Annotated in this window: 16 protein-coding genes; 6 read left to right on the top strand and 10 right to left on the bottom strand. The window is 68.5% G+C overall.

The genetic code is table 11. The annotated features are described in order from the left end of the window. The first annotated feature begins 3 nt into the window (after positions 1–3). Positions 4–1353, top strand: coding sequence for an MFS transporter (locus tag U4Y91_RS15125; protein ID WP_321805685.1), 1350 nt, complete (start codon positions 4–6; stop codon positions 1351–1353). An 83-nt stretch (positions 1354–1436) separates the two neighbouring features. Here the strand turns inward: U4Y91_RS15125 and U4Y91_RS15120 are convergent, their stop codons facing one another. The 3 genes from U4Y91_RS15120 to U4Y91_RS15110 all read right to left on the bottom strand — a co-directional run bounded on the left by U4Y91_RS15120 (position 1437) and on the right by U4Y91_RS15110 (position 5248). Next, positions 1437–3224, bottom strand: coding sequence for a diguanylate cyclase (locus U4Y91_RS15120; protein ID WP_321805684.1), 1788 nt, complete (start codon positions 3222–3224; stop codon positions 1437–1439). A 450-nt stretch (positions 3225–3674) separates the two neighbouring features. Then, positions 3675–4436 (bottom strand): SDR family oxidoreductase, encoded by a 762-nt coding sequence (locus U4Y91_RS15115; RefSeq protein ID WP_321805683.1) that lies wholly within the window; start codon positions 4434–4436, stop codon positions 3675–3677. A gap of 11 nt (positions 4437–4447) precedes the next feature. Beyond that, positions 4448–5248: an SDR family oxidoreductase gene (locus tag U4Y91_RS15110; RefSeq protein WP_321805682.1), complete on the bottom strand. Its 801-nt coding sequence runs from the start codon at positions 5246–5248 to the stop codon at positions 4448–4450. A 144-nt stretch (positions 5249–5392) separates the two neighbouring features. Here U4Y91_RS15110 and U4Y91_RS15105 point away from each other — a divergent pair, with 144 nt between their 5' ends. Beyond that, positions 5393–6352 carry a GlxA family transcriptional regulator gene (locus U4Y91_RS15105; protein ID WP_321805681.1) on the top strand — a complete coding sequence of 320 codons (960 nt, stop codon included), beginning with the start codon at positions 5393–5395 and terminating at the stop codon, positions 6350–6352. A 188-nt stretch (positions 6353–6540) separates the two neighbouring features. Here U4Y91_RS15105 and U4Y91_RS15100 read toward each other — a convergent pair whose 3' ends face one another. Further along, positions 6541–7494 carry a LysR family transcriptional regulator gene (locus U4Y91_RS15100; protein ID WP_321805680.1) on the bottom strand — a complete coding sequence of 318 codons (954 nt, stop codon included), beginning with the start codon at positions 7492–7494 and terminating at the stop codon, positions 6541–6543. Positions 7495–7622: 128 nt separating this feature from the next. On the opposite strand from U4Y91_RS15100, the gene U4Y91_RS15095 reads away from it, so the two are divergent. Continuing rightward, entirely contained in the window at positions 7623–8387 is a 765-nt protein-coding gene (locus U4Y91_RS15095; RefSeq protein WP_321805679.1) for a molybdate ABC transporter substrate-binding protein, read from the top strand. 253 nt (positions 8388–8640) lie between these two features. Here the strand turns inward: U4Y91_RS15095 and U4Y91_RS15090 are convergent, their stop codons facing one another. Next, entirely contained in the window at positions 8641–9132 is a 492-nt protein-coding gene (locus U4Y91_RS15090; protein WP_321805678.1) for a 2,4'-dihydroxyacetophenone dioxygenase family protein, read from the bottom strand. Positions 9133–9237: 105 nt separating this feature from the next. After that, positions 9238–10203 (bottom strand): LysR family transcriptional regulator, encoded by a 966-nt coding sequence (locus U4Y91_RS15085; protein ID WP_321805677.1) that lies wholly within the window; start codon positions 10201–10203, stop codon positions 9238–9240. A gap of 105 nt (positions 10204–10308) precedes the next feature. Here U4Y91_RS15085 and U4Y91_RS15080 point away from each other — a divergent pair, with 105 nt between their 5' ends. Both U4Y91_RS15080 and U4Y91_RS15075 read left to right on the top strand, forming a co-directional pair. Then, entirely contained in the window at positions 10309–11667 is a 1359-nt protein-coding gene (locus U4Y91_RS15080; RefSeq protein WP_321805676.1) for an aspartate aminotransferase family protein, read from the top strand. Between the two features lie 49 nt (positions 11668–11716). Continuing rightward, the gene (locus tag U4Y91_RS15075; RefSeq protein ID WP_044843039.1) at positions 11717–13234 is read left to right on the top strand and encodes a CoA-acylating methylmalonate-semialdehyde dehydrogenase; all 1518 of its coding nucleotides are present in this window, start codon (positions 11717–11719) and stop codon (positions 13232–13234) included. A 193-nt stretch (positions 13235–13427) separates the two neighbouring features. Here the strand turns inward: U4Y91_RS15075 and U4Y91_RS15070 are convergent, their stop codons facing one another. From U4Y91_RS15070 to U4Y91_RS15060, 3 genes are all read right to left on the bottom strand, one after another. Then, a complete protein-coding gene (locus U4Y91_RS15070) occupies positions 13428–13802 on the bottom strand; it encodes a hypothetical protein (RefSeq protein WP_321805675.1) in 375 nt (124 codons plus the stop codon). 518 nt (positions 13803–14320) lie between these two features. Further along, on the bottom strand, positions 14321–15253 hold the full coding sequence (locus tag U4Y91_RS15065) for an AEC family transporter (RefSeq protein WP_321805674.1): 933 nt from the start codon (positions 15251–15253) through the stop codon (positions 14321–14323). A gap of 164 nt (positions 15254–15417) precedes the next feature. Beyond that, on the bottom strand, positions 15418–16302 hold the full coding sequence (locus tag U4Y91_RS15060) for a LysR family transcriptional regulator (protein WP_321805673.1): 885 nt from the start codon (positions 16300–16302) through the stop codon (positions 15418–15420). A 394-nt stretch (positions 16303–16696) separates the two neighbouring features. Here U4Y91_RS15060 and U4Y91_RS15055 point away from each other — a divergent pair, with 394 nt between their 5' ends. Beyond that, a complete protein-coding gene (locus U4Y91_RS15055; protein WP_321805672.1) occupies positions 16697–17074 on the top strand; it encodes a nuclear transport factor 2 family protein in 378 nt (125 codons plus the stop codon). 23 nt (positions 17075–17097) lie between these two features. Here the strand turns inward: U4Y91_RS15055 and U4Y91_RS15050 are convergent, their stop codons facing one another. After that, the gene (locus tag U4Y91_RS15050) at positions 17098–17898 is read right to left on the bottom strand and encodes a helix-turn-helix transcriptional regulator (protein ID WP_321805671.1); all 801 of its coding nucleotides are present in this window, start codon (positions 17896–17898) and stop codon (positions 17098–17100) included. Positions 17899–17967: the final 69 nt, after the last annotated feature.

Below are 17967 nucleotides of genomic sequence, written 5' to 3'. Positions count from 1 at the left end.
TCGATGTCAGCCCATCTTCAAGCGGACGCCGGGCATCCCGTCGCATCCGCGTCGCGCCCGTCGGACAACGACGCGCTGTACCGCCGCATCGGCATGCGGATCGTGCCGTTCCTGTTCATCTGCTACATCGTGTCGATCCTCGACCGCAGCAACATCGGCTTCGCGCAGTTGCAGATGCGGCAGGATCTCGGCCTGACCGATGCGATGTACAGCCTCGGCGCGGTGCTGTTCTTCGTCGGCTACGTGCTGTTCGAGGTGCCGAGCAACGCGCTGCTGCGCCGCTTCGGCGCGCGCCGCACGTTCGCGCGGATCATGTTCCTGTGGGGCGCGGTGTCGGTCGCGATGATCACGGTCGACAGCGCGAAGCACTTCTACGTGCTGCGCTTCCTGCTCGGGCTGTTCGAGGCCGGCTTCTTCCCGGGCGTCGTGTTCTACCTGACCTACTGGTATCCGGCGCGCCGGCGCGCGTCGGTGCTGTCGATCTTCTATGCGGGCGTCGCGGTGGCCGGGATGGTCGGCGGGCTGCTGTCGGGCTGGCTGATGCGGGCGATGTCGGGCGTGCTCGGGCTGCACGGCTGGCAGTGGATGTTCGCGATCGAGGGCGCGCCCGCGATCCTGCTCGGCGTGATCGCGTGGTTCTGGTTGTGCGACCGCCCCGAACAGGCGCGCTGGCTGTCCGACGACGACCGCCAGCGGCTCGCGGCCGACCTGGCCGCCGACCGGGCGGAGGCGCCCGCGCATGCGGCGTCGTCGCTGCGGCAGGTGCTCGCCGCGCCGCGCACCTGGCTGTTCGCATTCATCTATTTTTCGCTGACGACGGCGCTGTTGATGCTGCTGTTCTGGATGCCGCTGATGATTCGCGAATTCGGCATTCACGACGTCGTGCACATCAGCCTGATGTCGATCGTGCCGAACGCGATCGGCGCGGCCGGCCTGATCGCGATCGCGCGGCGCTCCGACCGCAAGCGCGAGCGTCGCCGGCACTTCGCCGCGTGCGCATTCGGCGGCGCGGTGGCGCTCGCGTTGCTGACGCTGCACTTGCCGAGCATCGTCGCGATGATGGCGCTGCTGTCGATCGCGGCGATGCTGATCTTCGCCGCGCATCCGGTGTTCTGGGCCGTGCCGTCCGCGTATTTCTCGGGCGCCGGCGCGGCGGGCGGGATCGCGCTGATCAGCAGCATCGGCGTATCGAGCGGGATGATCACGCCGTGGATCGTCGGGGTGATCCGCACCCGTACCGGCAGCATGGATTCGGCGATGCTGATGATCGCGGGATTGCTGGCCGCGTGCGCGGTCGCGATGCTGCTCGGTGTGCGCGCGACCTCGCGCGACGCGGCGCCCGTGTCGCGTTGATCGCGTGATGCGTCGACGCGACGCGCTTACGACGGGGTGTGCGGCCAGGACAGGCGCAAGCCCGTTGTCGGCGGGAACACGCGCTAGGCCCGATACACTTCGATCCGGTTGCGGCCGCGCTCCTTCGCGACATACAGCGCCTTGTCGGCACGCGACAGCGCCTGGTACGCGCCGAAGTCGGACGTCCGCATCGCGTCGATGCCGATGCTGACGGTCAGCACGAGCGGCTGATCCTCGTGCACGAGCCGCGAATCGGCCGCGCGCTGCTGCACGCGCAGCGCGAGCGCGCACGCCGCGTCGATCCCGGTGTGCGGCAGCACGATCGCGAATTCCTCGCCGCCGACGCGCCCGACGATGCCGTCCGTCCCGATCTCCGCGAGCAGCAGCCGCGCGAAATGCCGGAGCGCGCGATCGCCGAGCGGATGGCCCCAGCGGTCGTTCAGCGCCTTGAAGTGATCGAGGTCGAGCATCAGCACCGCGGCGTCCTGGCCGGTCGCGCGCACGCCGCGCAACGCGGCTTCGCTCTGCCGCATGAACGCGTGGCGGTTCGACAGCTGGGTCAGGTGATCGGTCGTCGCCATCCGGTGCAATTCGGTCTCGATGTGCTTGCGCTCGGTCGCATCCGTGATGAAGCCGTGCCAGACCCTGCCGCCGTCCGGCGTGCGTTGCGGGCGCGCGTCGCCTTCGCGCCAGCGCATCCCCTGGTCCGGCAGCAGCACGCGGTATTCGAGCCGCCACGGCGCCAGGCGCTCCGCGGACATCCGCAGCGACTGACGGTAGGCGACCAGGTTGGCAGGATGAATCCGGGTTTCGACCGCATCCGCGTCGCGGGCGATCTGCTCGGGCGTCAGTTCATAGATGTCGCGTGCGCCCGCGCTCGCGTACGAAAAGAACCGGCGGCCGTCGGCGGTCTGCCGCAGCTGGAACACGAGGCCCGGCACCTGGTCGGTCAGGTTCGTCACGAGCGTGACGGAGTCGCTCAAGCGGCCGGCGAGTTCGCGCAGCGCGGTGATGTCCGTGGTCGTGCCGACCATGCGCAGCGCGCGCCCGTGGCTGTCGCGGGCGATGACCTTGCCGCGGCTGCAGATCCATTTGTACGTGCCGTTCTTGCAGCGGATGCGGTGTTCGACCGCATAGCTGTCGGTCCGGCTTTCGAAGTGCGCGAGCATCGCGGCTTTCACGTCGGCGACGTCGTCCGGGTGCAGCCGTTCGTATGCATCCTCGATCCGGCTCGTCAGTTCATCGGGCGCATAACCGAGCAGCGCCTTCCAGGCCGCCGAGTAATGGATCTCGCCGGTTTCCACGTTGCGATCCCACACGCCGGTGCCGCTTTCGTTCAGCGCCAGCGTGGTCAGCGCGCTGTGTTCCTCGACGACGCCGAGCCGTTCGTGCAGCGCGGCTTGTGCGTTCGCGCGGCCGATCGCGCGTTCCGCCAGTGTCGCCAGATCGTGCAGGAAAGCGCGCTGCGCGGTGTCGAGCGTCAGGCCGGTGCCGCCGGCGACGCATAGCGCGCCAAGCGCGGTGCCGTCGGGCGCGACCAGCTCGCAGGCCGCGACGACGTGCGGCGCGTCATTCGGGAGGTCGCCCGTAGCGGGCGTGATGAAGCGTCGGTCGGCCGCCGGAGCGGGCTCGGCACGCGACGGGAAACGCATGGCAGGAAGCGTGGCGGGCAGCGTGCCGTCGGACGCCGCCACGCGCTGCGCGCCGGCTTCGGCGTACGCGATGAACGCACCGGCCGTGCCGAAATGCGCGCGGGCGAGACGGCACACGGTGTCGAGTTCGGGCAACGGCGCAAGCGCCGGTCGATCGTCGGCGGGAGCGCGAGAGGAGCCGGGCGTGTCGCCGGTCCCGGTGGTGATACGGAACCGCATGGTCGAAATCCGCGACGGTCGATTGCGCCGATGATCGGACGAATGCCGGAGGGCGCTGCTTCGGGGGCTGCGATCGTAAAGCTTATCGTCGCGAGGAATGCGTGGCAAGCAAGGCGAATCCGGCTTGGCGCGCGGCGAGTACGGGGCGTAGAGAGAGGGCGTAGAGAGACGGCGTTGCGAAGGGGCGTAGAGAGGGGGGGTAGAGAAGGGACGTAGAGAAGGGACGTAGAGAAGGGACGTAGAGAAGGGACGTAGAGAAGGGACGTAGAGAAGGGACGTAGAGAAGGGACGTAGAGAAGGGACGTAGAGAAGGGACGTAGAGAAGGGGCGCTTCAGGCATCCTGAATGAATGCGCGGGCAAACCGGCAAGCGCCGGCTTCGCAGTCCGACCGTGCGGAAGCCGGCGCCTTTCGGCAGATCAATGCGTGCGCAGGATTGCGCCGCGCGACGTCACGCGATGGGAATCGGGTTGTCGACGATGAAGCGGTTGAACTCGTCGACGAACGCGTGCTCGTTCGGCCCGGCGTTGTCGCGCAACGGCTTCGCCGCTTCGACGACGACTTCGGTGGTGGCGGTCTCGAGCAGCGCCAGCGTCTCGGCGACGAACGCATCGACCGGCATCGCGCGCGCATCGCCGCTCTTGTGCACGAGATCGGTGTCGACCCACGGCGGCGCGATTTCCAGCACGCGCACGCTCGTGTCGCGCAGCATGAAACGCTGCGATAGCGTGTACGAATGGATCGCGGCCTTCGTCGCCGAATACAGCGCGGTCGACGCGAGCGGCACGTACGCGAGCACCGAGCTGTTGTTGATGATCGTCGCGTCCGGCTGCCGCTTCAGGTGTTCGACGAACGCCGCGCTGACGCGCACCGGGCCGAGCAGGTTCGTCTCGACGAGGCGCACGGCCTGTTCGTCGTCGAGCGGCCCGGCCGCATCGTCGAACGGCATGATGCCCGCGTTGTTGATCACGACGTTCAGCGCCGGGTAGCGGTCGATCAGCCGCGCCGCGACCGCGCGGATCTGCGCGGCATCGCCGACGTCGAGCTCGATCGTGTCGATGTTCGGATACTGCCGCGCGATCTCGTCGAGCAGCTTCGTGCGCCGGCCGGCGACGACGACCTTGTTGCCCAGGTCGTCGAGCGCGATCGCCAGCGCACGGCCGATCCCGGACGTGCCGCCGGTGATGAGGATGGTATTGCCGTCGAGTTTCATGATGATGCGCCTCAGCGGGCGGCCGCATAGCGCGGCGCCGGCGAATCGGTCGACAGGTGCGGCGCCATCGTGCGGCGCGCGGCCTCGAACGCATCCCATTCGTCAGCCGCGTGCAGCGACGGAATCGTCACGAGTTCGCGGCGATCGAAGCCGACCAGCGCCGCGTCGACCAGGTCGGACGCCGACATCACGATCTCCTTCGGCAGGTGTTCGAGCGGCAGGCCGCCGGTCTGCCAGAAGTCGGTGGCCGTCGCGCCGGGCAGCACGGCCTGCACCTGCACGCCGTGGTCCGCGAGTTCGTGATGCAGCGACTGGCTGAACGCGAGCACGAATGCCTTGCTGCCGCCGTAGACGCCATTGAGCGTTTCCGGCGACAGCGCGACGATCGACGAGATGTTGATCACGGCACCGCGGCCGCGCGCGACGAAGCCGGGCACGGCCGCATAGGTCAGGCGCGTGAGCGCGGTCACGTTCAGGTCGATCAGCCGCGTCATCGCGTCGACGTCGCTGTCGAGCAGCGGCGCGTGCGTGCCGACGCCCGCGTTGTTGACGAGCAGCGTGATGCTAGCGTCCTGCTTCAGCTTCGCTTCGACGGCGGCGAGCGCCGCGCGGTCGTTGAGGTCGGCGCCGACGATCTCGACGCTGCGCTGCGTGTCGTTCGTGATGCGCTCGGCGAGCGAGGCCAGCCGGTCGCGGTTGCGCGCGACCAGGATCAGGTCGTAGCCGCGCCGCGCGAGGCGGTCCGCATAGATCGCGCCGATGCCGGACGATGCGCCGGTAATGACGGCGGTACCGCGATGTGCTTCAGTCATGATGTCGCTCCGTGTCGAGGAAAGGGTGAGTGCGTGAAGGCATTCTGGCCTCGAATCGCTGCGACACAAATGACGTAGATGGGTATGATTCAGGACATCGGGTGACGATCGTGACGGTCGTGCCGCCCGCCACCGGAGACACGCATGCACCGCATCGGCTTTCTGATCAGCGACGGCTTCCAGATCATGGCGCTCGCCACGCAGTCGGTGTTCGAGTACGCGAACCTGGCCGCGGGCGAACCGTTCTACGTGATGGACAACTATTCCGTCGAAGGCGGCGACGTGCGCTCGTCGCTCGGGTTGTCGGTTGCGACGCGCGCGCTGCGCGGCCGGATCGACGTCGATACGTGGATCGTCGCGGGCGTCAACGATCCGCTCGCGTCGCCGGCGCCGGCCGGCGTCGTCGCGTTCCTGCGGCGCACGAACGCGCGCGCGCGGCGGATCGCCGGCATCTGCACGGGCGCGTTCGTGCTCGCCGAGGCCGGGCTGCTCGCGCAGCGCCGCGCGACGACGCACTGGGCGTACGGCCGCGACATGCAGAAGCACTTTCCGGACATTCGCGTGGAGGAGGACCGGATCTACATCGTCGACGGCCCGATCTGGACGTCGGCCGGGATGACGGCCGGCCTCGACCTGACGCTCGCGATGGTGGAGAAGGATCTCGGCGCGGACGCCGCGCGCTCGGTCGCGCGCAAGCTCGTGATGCACCAGCGCCGCTCGGGCGGGCAGTCGCAGCATTCGGAAATGCTGGACCTCGCGCCGAAATCGGACCGGATCCAGAACGCGCTGAACTATGCGCGGCAGAACCTCGGCCGCGCGCTGACCGTCGAGGAACTGGCCGACGCCGTCCACCTGAGTCCGCGCCAGTTCAGCCGCGTGTTCACGCTGGAAACCGGGCAGTCGCCGGCGAAGGCGATCGAGCGGCTGCGGCTCGAGGCCGCGCGGCTGATGATCGAGCAGAGCCGGCACTCGCTCGACGTGATCGCGAAGGAGAACGGTTTCCGCGACCGGCGCCACCTGCGCGACGCGTTCGTGCGCGGCTTCGGCGTGCCGCCGCAGGCGGTGCGGCGCGACGCGCGCGTGGATGACCGGGGCGGTCGCTAGGCCGGTGGTCGCCGCAGCCAGGGGCAGGCAGACGAATCGGGGCGGGCGAGGGTTGAATCCGCCGTCGCCATCCGCCGGACGAAATTCCACGGGCGTTGCGCGCACCTCAGGCACCGAGACAACGATCCATCCGACGCCGCGCCATCGCCGCCACAGTGCATCGGCACCTCCCGCGCAAATGACGGCGATCAACCCGCAGCGAGCGATCTGGCCAGCACGCGCGCGTGCTCGGCGAACCGCTCGGCAACGGGGCTCAGTGTCCGGTTCCGCAGCGTGATCAGCATCGTCGGGACAGCCCAGGTCGGCAGGTCGATCGGCAGCACCTTGATCCATTCCTGATCGGGGCCGAAGCGCAGCAGCGAGTGCGGCATGACCGTCACGAAGCGCCCGGTGCGAAGCAACGTGCGCCGCAGATTCAGCGATCCGGTCAGCACGCTGGCGGTCGGCGGATCCGCGCCGATCGCCCGGAACGCTTCAACGATCGGCGAATGCGGCCCGACCTCGTTCGGCGACAGGATCCACGGTGCGTCGACGAGCTCGGCGAGCGAGGGCTGGCGCCGTTTCCTGACCCATTCGCTGCGGTTCGACACGACGATCCGCAACTGTTCATGAAACAGCGGTTCGCCGTCCATGTCCGGATCGGGTGCCGCAGCGAATGGCCTCGCAATCACCAGTTCGCAGAGTCGCTCGCGCAGGAAGTGGGCCTGCAGCACGGGCGCGTCGCCCGATGCGACCGAGAAAATCAGGCGCGGATACCGCTGCGACATCTCCTCGACGATGGCTGCGGCCAGTCCCGCGGTGATCGTTTCCACGCATCCGATGCTGAGCTCGCCGGCTTCGGGATCCGCCAGAAATTCGATCTCGGCCGCGCCACGCAGCAACTCGTCGAAGATCGCCGCGCCCCGCTTGAGGAGCGCCTGCCCGAATACGGTCGGCTCGACGCCGTGCCGGCCGCGATCCACCAGCCGTACGCCAAGCGCGCTCTCCAGATCCGCGATCGCTTTCGATATGGCCGGCTGCGATACGTGAAGCTGCGCGGCCGCCTTTCGCATGCCGCCCGCGTTGACGACCGTCATCAGCGTGTCGAGGTCGCGCAGTTTCAGCCGTCGTCGGAGTCGGTCGCCGTCCATGTCCGGAGCCATTCGATTTCGTGATCACTCGATCGTAATTTGAAATTATCTGTTGATCAAACGGCAACCTAGGATGGTACTCGGGACGGCCTTGCGAGCCCGCAAGCCGTAGCGGCAAGCGATCGAAAAAGGAGACGGCGATGCTCATTCCGGCGCTGGTGAATATTTGCGTCATTGCGCTTCTGGCGCTAGTCGGCCTCGGCGCGGCGTGCGCGGACGAACTCAAGGTCTTCAGCACGCCGACGCTGAAGTCGACGCTGGCGGAAATCGCACCCGAGTTCGAGCGACAGACCGGACATGGTCTCGCAGCCACGTACGACAACGCGGCCGCGCTGAAGCGGCGGATCGACGCGCGGGAGGCATTCGATGTCGCGATCCTGCTGCCCGATCAGATCGACGATCTGATACGCACGGGCCGAATCGTATCGAGCACGCGCGCCGACATCGCGAAAGCCGCGGTCGGCATGGCGGTGCGCGCGGACGCGCCGGTGCCCGACATCGGGACGGTCGACGCGTTCAGGCGGGCGCTGACGGCTGCCCGTTCGCTGTCCTGGTCGCCCGGAAGCGCGAGCGGCGCCTATCTCGTCGATCTGCTTGGCCGGCTGGGCGTCGCGGACACGGTCAGGTCGCATCTCGTGCCCGTGCCGGGCGGCGACGTGGTCGCTGCCGTCGCGGGCGGCACGGCCGATGCGACCGTCATCACCGTGCCCAACATCGTCGACGTGCCGGGTGTCCGTCTGGCTGGCTTGCTGCCACCGGAGCTGCAGCACGACACGGTCTATACGGCCGGAGTTGCGACCTATACGGAGGATCCGGACGGGGCGAAGGCGCTGATCCGCTTTCTGACCTCCGTCGATGCGACCGCAGTGCTGCGCAAGAAGGGGCTCGAGCGAACGTCACCATGAGTCGATGCGCGAGCAACACGAGACGATGACGGCGCGGCGCACGCGGCGCCACGCAACTCACGGGAATCCGGCGGCGCGAAGCAATCCGCACCGGAACAGCCGCCGGAGCGGGACACCCGGCTGGCTGGCGAACACGCTTGCGCAAACCGGGTCAGCCCGCCGTGGTATCGCGTGCCCGGGTTGCGTCTTGAACGAATGTCGGCACGGCGCGTGGATTCGCATCGGAACCTCGCGTCCGACACCGCCCACGCGCTCAGCGCGTGACGAACGCCGTCGCGTCGTGCGGCGCCGTACGCGCATGCTTGCGCTGGCGCAGCAGCGCGACGCGGCAATTCTCGCGCGCGGTCTCGCGGCCGTCGTCGTCGAGCAGCACCAGGTCGCCGCGCATCACGTTGAGCGTGATCACGTCGTCACCGGGCGCGCCGAGCGTTTCCGGCGTGTGCACCGACCCGGCCGGTTCGAGCACCGTCGAGCCGGCGTGCGCGATCCACGCGTACTCGCGGTAGCGCCACGCACCCTGCAGCGTATGGACGAACACCTCGCCGTCGTGGCGATGGCGCGGCAGCGTGCCGCCGGCCGGCATCTTCAGCAGCGCGGTCAGCGTGTCTTCCGCCGCATTGATATGCAGATACTTGATCGCGAGCCCCGGCAGGTCGGCGCTCATCGGCAGCCACGGCAGCGCGTCGCCGGGCAGGCACGAAATCGGCGGCAGGTCGGTGGAGAGCGGGGCGGACGGCTGCGTCATGGCGGAGGGAGAGCGGAAACGGGGAAGTGCGCATTATCGCAGAGCGCGAGCGGGCGGCCGCCACGGCCGCGGCCGGACGGTCGCGCGGGCGAAGCCTGAACCGGGCTACGCGTCGGCGCTGTCGTCGCCCGGTTGCGGTGCCGCATGCGCGGCCTCGAGGCACGACTGGAACAGCAGCGCCGCCCGCGATGGCCGCGGCGAGCGCCGCAGCAGGCTCACGAACCGGCACCGGTAGTTGAAGCGGTGCGGCGCAATCGGCTGCATCAGCCCCTTGTTTTCGAAGCTCTCCGCGTAATGGTCGGGCAGGAAGCCGAGATAGCGGCCGGACAGGATCAGCGTCGCGATCGATTCCTGGTCCGACGCCGTCGCGCTGCGCGTGAGCTTCGCGCGATGGCTCAGTTCCATGTTCGGCGAATGGAAGCCGAGCCCGGCGAACGCGTGGTTGCGGATCGTCGTCCACGTGAGCTTGCCGTGCGGCGCGTCGAACAGCGGGTGCTGGCGGCCGCAGTACAGCAGCATCCGCTCGTCGAACAGTTCCGAATACACGAGGCTGCCCGAGCTGCGGTGCGCGGGGATGATCCCGACCTGATAGCTGCCGTCGATGATCCCGCGCTCGACCTCGTTGATCGACGCGACATGCAGGTTCAGCGCGACGTCGGGCGCCTCGTCCGCGAACTGGCGGATCGCGTCGCCGAGCCGCGCCTGCGGGTTGGTGGCGGTCTTGTCGAATACGGCGACATGCAGTTCTCCGCCCATCTTGTCGTGAATGCCGTCGATCCTGCTGCGAAATGCCTCCATCGACGCGAGCAGCCGCAGGGTTTCCTCGTAGACGGTCTGCCCCTCGGAGGTCAACGTGAAGCCGGCGCGGCCGCGCCGGCACAGCACGAGGCCGAGGCGCGTTTCCAGATCCTTCACGTGCCGGCTGATCGTCGAGATGCCGATATTCAGCTCGAGTTCGGCCGCCGCCATCCCGCCGCACTGCACGACACCCTTGAAGACCCGCAGCAGGCGGAGATCCATGTCGCTGAGCTGCCCGAGCAGCGCGCGGCTCTTCGGTTTCTTTGCTTGCATAGATGAGCAAGTGAACATTGATATTGCGATATTCAAAAGACTAATTGTCGTCCCGACAATGCGCAACATCAACACAAGAAGGAGGGGCGCGCCGCGCCGACCGACATGACCGATACGACCATCGCCAAACAGCAGGACGAGACGAACCTCCGCACCGACGCCGCATGGCTCGACGCCCACTGGATGCCGTTCACGGCGAACCGCCAGTTCAAGTCCGACCCGCGCATGATCGTGTCGGCCAAGGATGCGTATTACACGGATGGCGAAGGCCGCAAGATCTTCGACGGCCTGTCGGGCCTGTGGTGCACGGGCCTCGGTCACGGCCGCACGGAAATCACGGAAGCCGTGAGCCGCCAGGTCGCGCAGCTCGACTACGCGCCGGCGTTCCAGTTCGGTCATCCGAAGTCGTTCGAGCTCGCGAACAAGATCAAGGACCTGACGCCGGCCGGCCTCGACTACGTGTTCTTCACCGGCTCGGGCTCGGAAGCGGCCGACACGTCGCTGAAGATGGCCCGCGCGTACTGGCGCGCCAAGGGCAAGGGCACGAAGACGCGCCTGATCGGCCGCGAGAAGGGCTATCACGGCGTGAACTTCGGCGGCATCTCGGTCGGCGGGATCGGCGCGAACCGCAAGCTGTTCGGCCAGGGGATCGACGCCGACTTCCTGCCGCACACGCAGCTCGCGGAAAACAGGTTCTCGCGCGGGATGCCGGAAAACGGCGCCGACCTGGCCGACCGCCTGCTCGACCTGATCGCGCTGCACGACGCATCGAACATCGCGGCCGTGATCGTCGAGCCGTTCTCGGGCTCGGCGGGCGTGGTGATCCCGCCGAAGGGCTATCTGAAGCGGCTGCGCGACATCTGTACCGCGCACGACATCCTGCTGATCTTCGACGAAGTCATCACGGGCTTCGGCCGGGCCGGCGCGATGACGGGCGCCGACGCGTTCGGCGTGGTGCCGGACATCATGAACTTCGCGAAACAGGTGACCAACGGCGTGCAGCCGCTCGGCGGCGTGATCGCGACGAAGGAAATCTACGACACGTTCATGGCCGCGGGCGGCCCCGAGTACATGCTCGAGTTCCCGCACGGCTACACGTATTCGGCACACCCGGTCGCCTGCGCGGCCGGCGTCGCGGCGCTCGACCTGCTCGTGAAGGAAGACGCGGTGGCCCGCGTGCGCGATCTCGCGCCGCATTTCGAGGCGGCCGTGCACGGGCTGAAGGGCCAGCGCCATATCACGGACATCCGCAACTACGGGCTGGCGGCCGGCCTGACGGTCGCGGCGCTGCCGGGCGAGCCGGCACGGCGCCCGTACGAGATCGCGATGCGCTGCTGGGCGAAGGGCTTCTACGTGCGCTACGGCGGCGACACGATCCAGCTCGCGCCGCCGTTCATCGCCGAGAAGCGCGAGATCGACAACCTCGTGAACGCGCTGTCCGACGCGCTGAACGAAGTGGACTGAGCCGCGGCCCGTTTCCCGCGACAACCGAATTCACGACAGAGCCTGAACGATGAAACACGACAGCAATGTGACCTCCACCCTCGGCCACCTGATCGACGGCAAGCGCGTCGACGGCGGCAGCCGCGTCCAGCCGGTGTTCGACCCGGCCACCGGCGAATCGCACAAGAGCGTCGCGCTCGCCGACAAGCTGACCGTCGAAGCCGCGATCGCGTCCGCGCAGGCTGCGTTCCCGGCATGGCGCAACACGCCGCCGCTGAAGCGCGCCCGCGTGATGAGCCGCTTCAAGACGCTGCTCGAGGAGCATGCGGACGAACTGTGCGCGCTGATTACCGCCGAGCACGGCAAGGTGCTCGCCGACGCGATGGGCGAACTGCAGCGCGGGATCGAGAACGTCGAATACGCGTCCTATGTGCCCGAGCTGCTGAAGGGCGAGCACAGCAAGAACGTCGGCCCCGCGATCGATTCGTGGAGCGAATTCCAGGCGCTCGGCGTTGCCGCCGGCATCACGCCGTTCAACTTCCCGGTGATGGTGCCGCTGTGGATGTGGCCGATGGCCGTCGCGTGCGGCAACACGTTCGTGCTGAAGCCGTCCGAGCGCACGCCGTCGTCGACGCTGCGCATGGCCGAGCTCGCGCTCGAGGCCGGCCTGCCGCCGGGCGTGCTGAACGTCGTGAACGGCGACAAGGAAGCCGTCGACACGCTCCTGACCGACCCGCGCGTGAAGGCGGTGAGCTTCGTCGGTTCGACGCCGATCGCCGAATACATCTACTCGACCGGCTGCGCGCACGGCAAGCGCGTGCAGGCGCTCGGCGGCGCGAAGAACTTCGCGGTCGTGATGCCCGACGCCGACATCGGCAACGCGGTGAACGCGCTGATGGGCGCCGCGTACGGCTCGTGCGGCGAGCGCTGCATGGCGATTCCGCTGGTCGTCGCGATCGGCGAGGAAACGGGCGACAAGGTGGTCGAAGGCCTGCGGGCCGAGATCGCGAAGATGAAGGTCGGCCCGGGCAACGGTGCCGGCGTCGACATGGGGCCGCTCGTCACGCAGCAGCATTTCGAGAAGGTGACGGGCTTCGTCGAGGCGGGTGTGGCGGCCGGCGCGACGCTCGTCGTCGACGGCCGCAGCGTGAAGGTCGACGGCCACGACGGCGGCTACTACCTCGGCCCGTGCCTGTTCGACAACGTGAAGCCCGGCATGCCGATCTATCAGCACGAGATCTTCGGGCCGGTGCTCGGCGTGATCCGCCTGAAGTCGCTCGACGAGGCGATGGCGCTGATCGACGCGCACGAATACGGCAACGGCACGTGCCTGTTCACGCGTGACGGCGAAGCGGCGCGCTACTTCAGCGACAACATCCAGATCGGCATGGTGGGCATCAACGTGCCGCTGCCGGTGCCGGTCGCGTACCACTCGTTCGGCGGCTGGAAGCGCTCGCTGTTCGGTGATCTCCACGCGTACGGCCCGGATGCGGTGCGGTTCTATACGAAGCGCAAGACGATCACGCAGCGCTGGCCGTCGGCCGGCGTGCGCGAAGGAACGGTGTTCAGCTTCCCGTCGAACCGCTGATGCGCTGATGCGCTGATGCGCTGATGCGCTGATGCGCTGATGCGCGATCCGGCCGCAACGCGACGCGCGCCGGTCGGCGTGTGTCGTCACGCGGCCTGCGCAAGGACGCACAAACCCGCCCCGGTCGACGATCGGGGCGGGCCTTTTTACATGTGCGGCGGTCGTGCCGACGCTGAAGACGGGGAAAGAACGCTTACGGCGCGACCACGTGCCACATGTTCTTGAAGTTGTCGCCGTTGCGGTCGCCCTGTTTCATGTCCTTCGCGAAGAAGTACAGCGGCTTGCCCTTGTAGGCCCATTGCGGGCTGCCGTCGTCGCGCTTGACGATCGTGTAGGGGCCGACCGAGACGTCGGTCGCGCTGGCCTTGTACGGCGGCCAGAAGGACTCGCATTGGCCCTTGCATGCGCTGGTGCCGGCGTTGGGCTTGTCCTGGTCGAATGTGTAGACGGTCATTCCGTTCGCGGCGACGAGCGCGCCGTTTTCGACTTTGGTGATCGAGCCTTGAGCCGAGGCCGAAACGGACGCCATGGCGAGCAGAACGGAGCTGACGAGCAGCACGGCTTTCATGATTACCTCCTTGTAGTCCGGTGGGCGGCGCGCTCGCGCGCACGGCCGGGCGTGCGCGCGAGCGCGGGGAATGGTGCCGGAACGCGGCGCCGTGGCCGCCGGTGCGAGCGACGCGAAGTCGAATGACGGCGGAACGGACCCGCTTCATTCACCATAGGCGGTTTTTCGCGGGGCTGCGAGAAGAACCGGGGGCGCATCGGCGGCGCGTATGCGTCGCGCAACGTCGCGGCGGTTGCGCGCGCAGCGGTATTTGACATCCGTCCCCGCAGCGGCGCGAAGTGGCGCCGCATGTGCCGCCGTGCATCAACGCCGCGCGCGATGGGTCAGCGTGACGCCCGCGATCACGCGCGCCGCCGGCGAGCATCGACTCGGACAACGGCCCGCCGGGCAGCGCGACGGCGATGCCTGCGCGATCGCCCGGCGCACGACATCGACCCCGCGACGGGCGGATTCAGGTCGGCCCCGTGGCGGTTGCCCTGCGATTGCCGTTGCCGTTGCGTTCGGGGGCGGTGTCGCCGTCAGCGAAACACCGGCGCCGACGCGAGCGCCGTCAGCACGGCCGGCATCGCGAGCGCGGCGGCGATCGTCTGGAACGCGGTGATGCCGGCCATCAGCGGCGCGTCGCCGCCGAGCTGGCGCGCCATGATGTACGACGAGGACGAAGTCGGCAGCGCCTGGAACAGCAGTGCGATGGTCAGCGCGGCATCGCCGAGCCCGAACAGGCGGCCGGCCGCGAGCGTGGCGAGCGGCATCGCCATGAACTTGAACGCCGACGCGATGCACATCGGCTGCATCCATCCGCGCGCCGCGTCGAACTTCAGTGCCGCGCCCACGCACAGCAGGCCGAGCGGCATCGATGCGGCGCCGAGCGCGCGCACGGCCGGTTCGACGGCGGCCGGAAACGCGAGGCCGGCGGCCTGCATCGCGATCCCCAGCGCGCACCCGACGACGAGCGGATTCGACAGGATCTGGCGCACGAGCGCCCACGCGCCGAGCCGCGTATCGCCGTAGCGCGCGAACACCAGCACGCACATCAGGTTCACGGTCGGCACGATTGCCGCGACACACACGGCCGCGAGCGCGATGCCGTGCGCGCCGAACAGTCCGGCGGCGAGGGCGGTGCCGACATAGTTGTTGAAGCGCACTGCGCCCTGGAACACCGACGTGAACCCGGCGCCGTCGACCTGCACGAACCGGCGGACCAGTAGAAGCAGCGCCGCGACGAGCACGGTCGAGCCGACCAGCGCCGCCGCGAGCGGCAAGACGGGCAGCGCTTGCAATCGCGCATTCGCGAGACCGTGCGCGAACAGCGCGGGCAGCAGCACGTAATAGCAAAGCCGCTCGGCGTGCGGCCAGAACGCATCGGCGATGAAGCCCGTGCGCCGCAGGCCGTGGCCGAGCGCGACCAGCAGCGCGACCGGCGCGAGCGCGAGCAGGATCGGGCCGATCATCGACGCGCCTTCAGGCGACGCGGGCGGGACGGCCGGCGGGCGGCGCAGCGGAACGAAGCGGGAATCCATCCGGCGGGGAACATGGCGGCACGCAATCGAAAGAGTGACGATGCCGCCAAGTTAACACGCGGAAGCAGCAGGAATAATGGTGAATTATCGGGTGTTCAATGAGAAATTCTCATCGATGATGCGCTGACTTCGGCCGCCAGCGCACGTGCGAAACGCTCGGCCGGACGCGACTGGTGTTCGAGCAGCACGACCGCGCGGCCCATCTGCGGCTGGCCGAACGGCAAGCGCGTGACGGGCGGCAGCCGCGCGAGCGTCGCGTCGGGGAGCGCAACGATCGCCGCGCCGAGCCCGCGTGCCACCATCCGCGCGATCGTCTCCGCGCTGTCGAGCACCATCTCCTCGCGCACGCGCACGCCGATGCGGCGCAGCTCGGCGGCGATCATCCGGCCGGCCCACGCCTGCGCGTCGAAGCGGATGAACGGCAGCGCCTCGAGCAGCGTGCCCGCGTCGCGCTCCGCGTACTGCGGCGGCGCGAGCAGCCAGAAGCGGTCTTCGTACAGCGTGGTCCACGTCAGTTCCGCCGGATGCGGGCGCACCGGGCGCGTCGTGATCGCCGCGTCGAGTTCGCCGGCCGCGACGCGGTTCGCCAGTTCGGCCGACATGCCGGCAGATACGTGCACGCGCAACGACGGGTGCGCATCGCGCAGCGCGAGCAGCGCATCGGGCAGCGGGCCGGACAGCGCGGTATGGATCGCGCCGATCCGCAGGCGGCCGACGAGCTTCTTCTCGTCGCTGAGAGCATCGGGAATCCGGTCGACCATCGCGAGCACCTGCTCGGCCTGCGCGACGAGGATCTTGCCGGCTTCGGTGAGTACCGGCTGGCGGCGCGAACGGTCGAACAGCCGGACGTCGTATTCGCTTTCGAGCGTCTTGACCTGCAGGCTCACGGCGGACTGCGTGAGCCCGATCGCTTCGCCGGCGCGCGCGAAGGTGCGGTATCGGGCGATCGCGACCAGGGTTCTGAATGCGCGTAGTGACATGGGCTCGGTGAGAGGGGCGGCCGAAACCGGCACGCGGATTGCTCGATGATGCCGGAGGCGGTGCAGGGGCGACGTGCCGATTGTGCCGCCGACGGCCGCCGAAGCGGACGGGTGCGGCCGGCACGCTGCCGGACATCATGCCCGCGCGCGCGGAAACGGGCAACCGCGGCAGCGGCGGCATCGGCTGCCTGCGGCAGAACGCGCAGAACGCTCGGTGCGTCGCATGCGGACCGGCCGGTGCGGGTTTTCGTGAATGGCACCGAGCCGGGCGTGCGCGCCCATCTACGAACGCGGGATGAGCCGCGCTCGCGCGTGCCGCCCGCTTGCGTTTCATCGATGCCTCGGGGCGACGCGGGCCGTCGCGTCGCCCCGACTCTTCGCGGAGGTAACGACGATGCCAGAAGACCCCGGTGAGGTTGCGCGCGCCAGCTATCGCGCGTATGTCGACAAGGACCGCGACGCGATCGAAGCGCTGATCGCGCCGGACTTCCATTTCACGAGCCCGCTCGACAACCGGCTCGATCGCGACGCGTATCTCGCGCGCTGCTGGCCGAACAGCGCGATGCTCGCCGGTTTCGAGTTCGTCGACGTCGCCGTGCACGGCGAATACGTGTTCGTCGTGTACGAAGCCGTGACGACCGCCGGCAGGCGGTTCCGGAATGCGGAGCGGTTGCGGGTGCGCGACGGCCGGATCGTCGAGGCCGAGGTGTATTTCGGCTGGTACGTGCCGCATCAGGCGCCCGATGGCGGGTTCATCGAATCGGGCGGTTGACGGCATACGCCTGCATCGACGCGCTACCCCACCGCATCCTCGCCCAGCGCCTGAATGAACCGCGAAAACAGTTCCGGCTGCGACGAGATCCCGAGCTTCGCGTAAAGATGCCGCCGATGCACCTTCACCGTTTCCGGTGAAATCGCCAGCCGCTCGGCGATCGCCTTCGACGAATTGCCGCGCAGCACCATTCGCGCGATCGACATCTCGCGATCGGTCAGCACGCCCGCGCCGAAGCGCGCGAGCGCCTGCTCGACGCGCGCGCCGAGATCGCCGTCGGGCGTCGCGCGTGCGGCATCGCCCACCAGCCGCCAGTGCTGCCGGATCGTCGCGAGCACCCACGGCATCGCGGCCGTCAGCTTGCCGAGCGGTTCGACGTCGAAGCGCGCGGCCGCGCCGAGCGACAGCGACAGCAGCAGGTCTGGGCTCGGCCGCAACAGGATCTGGATTTCATCGTCGCCGACCGCATCGCGGAAGTAGCTCAGGAAATACTCGCTCTGCCGGAACAGGTCGGGCGCGACTTCCTCGAGCCGGTAGCAGCCGTCGGCGAGCCCGTCGTGCGCGGCCTGCAGGAACGGATCGAGCAGATATAACCCGTTGAGGTAAAGCGGCACGGGCGATGCGCTGTCGGTGCCGCCTGTGTCGTATTCGTCGAGCACGAGCGGCACGCCGTCGCGGCCGATCGCGGTCGCGAGCGCGTTGTCGAACGGCACCATTTCGTTGAGCAGCAGCACCAGGAAGCGCCAGAAGCGCGGCTGGCCCAGATGATCGATCACGCGGCCGAGCGCCTGGTGCATCGCGATTTCGGAGAAGAGTCGATCCATATCACCACCGAAGGGTGTAACACGAAGGGGGAATAGCGGTCCTGAAATTGGCTTCCTAGACTGCCACGC

This window comes from Burkholderia sp. BCC1993, from assembly GCF_905339865.1.
Taxonomy (GTDB): Bacteria; Pseudomonadota; Gammaproteobacteria; order Burkholderiales; family Burkholderiaceae; genus Burkholderia.
The sequence above is the reverse complement of the archived record's forward strand: the minus strand, read 5'-3'. Positions and strand labels throughout refer to the sequence as shown.

Coding starts and splice junctions, on each gene's coding strand:
- U4Y91_RS15090 (WP_321805678.1), bottom strand. CDS start 9,132: ATGACGCAGCCGTCCGCCCCGCTCTCCACCGACCTGCCGCCGATTTCG.
- U4Y91_RS15075 (WP_044843039.1), top strand. CDS start 11,717: ATGAAACACGACAGCAATGTGACCTCCACCCTCGGCCACCTGATCGAC.
- U4Y91_RS15085 (WP_321805677.1), bottom strand. CDS start 10,203: ATGCAAGCAAAGAAACCGAAGAGCCGCGCGCTGCTCGGGCAGCTCAGC.
- U4Y91_RS15070 (WP_321805675.1), bottom strand. CDS start 13,802: ATGAAAGCCGTGCTGCTCGTCAGCTCCGTTCTGCTCGCCATGGCGTCC.
- U4Y91_RS15080 (WP_321805676.1), top strand. CDS start 10,309: ATGACCGATACGACCATCGCCAAACAGCAGGACGAGACGAACCTCCGC.
- U4Y91_RS15110 (WP_321805682.1), bottom strand. CDS start 5,248: ATGACTGAAGCACATCGCGGTACCGCCGTCATTACCGGCGCATCGTCC.
- U4Y91_RS15055 (WP_321805672.1), top strand. CDS start 16,697: ATGCCAGAAGACCCCGGTGAGGTTGCGCGCGCCAGCTATCGCGCGTAT.
- U4Y91_RS15095 (WP_321805679.1), top strand. CDS start 7,623: ATGCTCATTCCGGCGCTGGTGAATATTTGCGTCATTGCGCTTCTGGCG.
- U4Y91_RS15060 (WP_321805673.1), bottom strand. CDS start 16,302: ATGTCACTACGCGCATTCAGAACCCTGGTCGCGATCGCCCGATACCGC.
- U4Y91_RS15120 (WP_321805684.1), bottom strand. CDS start 3,224: ATGCGGTTCCGTATCACCACCGGGACCGGCGACACGCCCGGCTCCTCT.
- U4Y91_RS15065 (WP_321805674.1), bottom strand. CDS start 15,253: ATGATCGGCCCGATCCTGCTCGCGCTCGCGCCGGTCGCGCTGCTGGTC.
- U4Y91_RS15105 (WP_321805681.1), top strand. CDS start 5,393: ATGCACCGCATCGGCTTTCTGATCAGCGACGGCTTCCAGATCATGGCG.
- U4Y91_RS15125 (WP_321805685.1), top strand. CDS start 4: ATGTCAGCCCATCTTCAAGCGGACGCCGGGCATCCCGTCGCATCCGCG.
- U4Y91_RS15050 (WP_321805671.1), bottom strand. CDS start 17,898: ATGGATCGACTCTTCTCCGAAATCGCGATGCACCAGGCGCTCGGCCGC.
- U4Y91_RS15115 (WP_321805683.1), bottom strand. CDS start 4,436: ATGAAACTCGACGGCAATACCATCCTCATCACCGGCGGCACGTCCGGG.
- U4Y91_RS15100 (WP_321805680.1), bottom strand. CDS start 7,494: ATGGCTCCGGACATGGACGGCGACCGACTCCGACGACGGCTGAAACTG.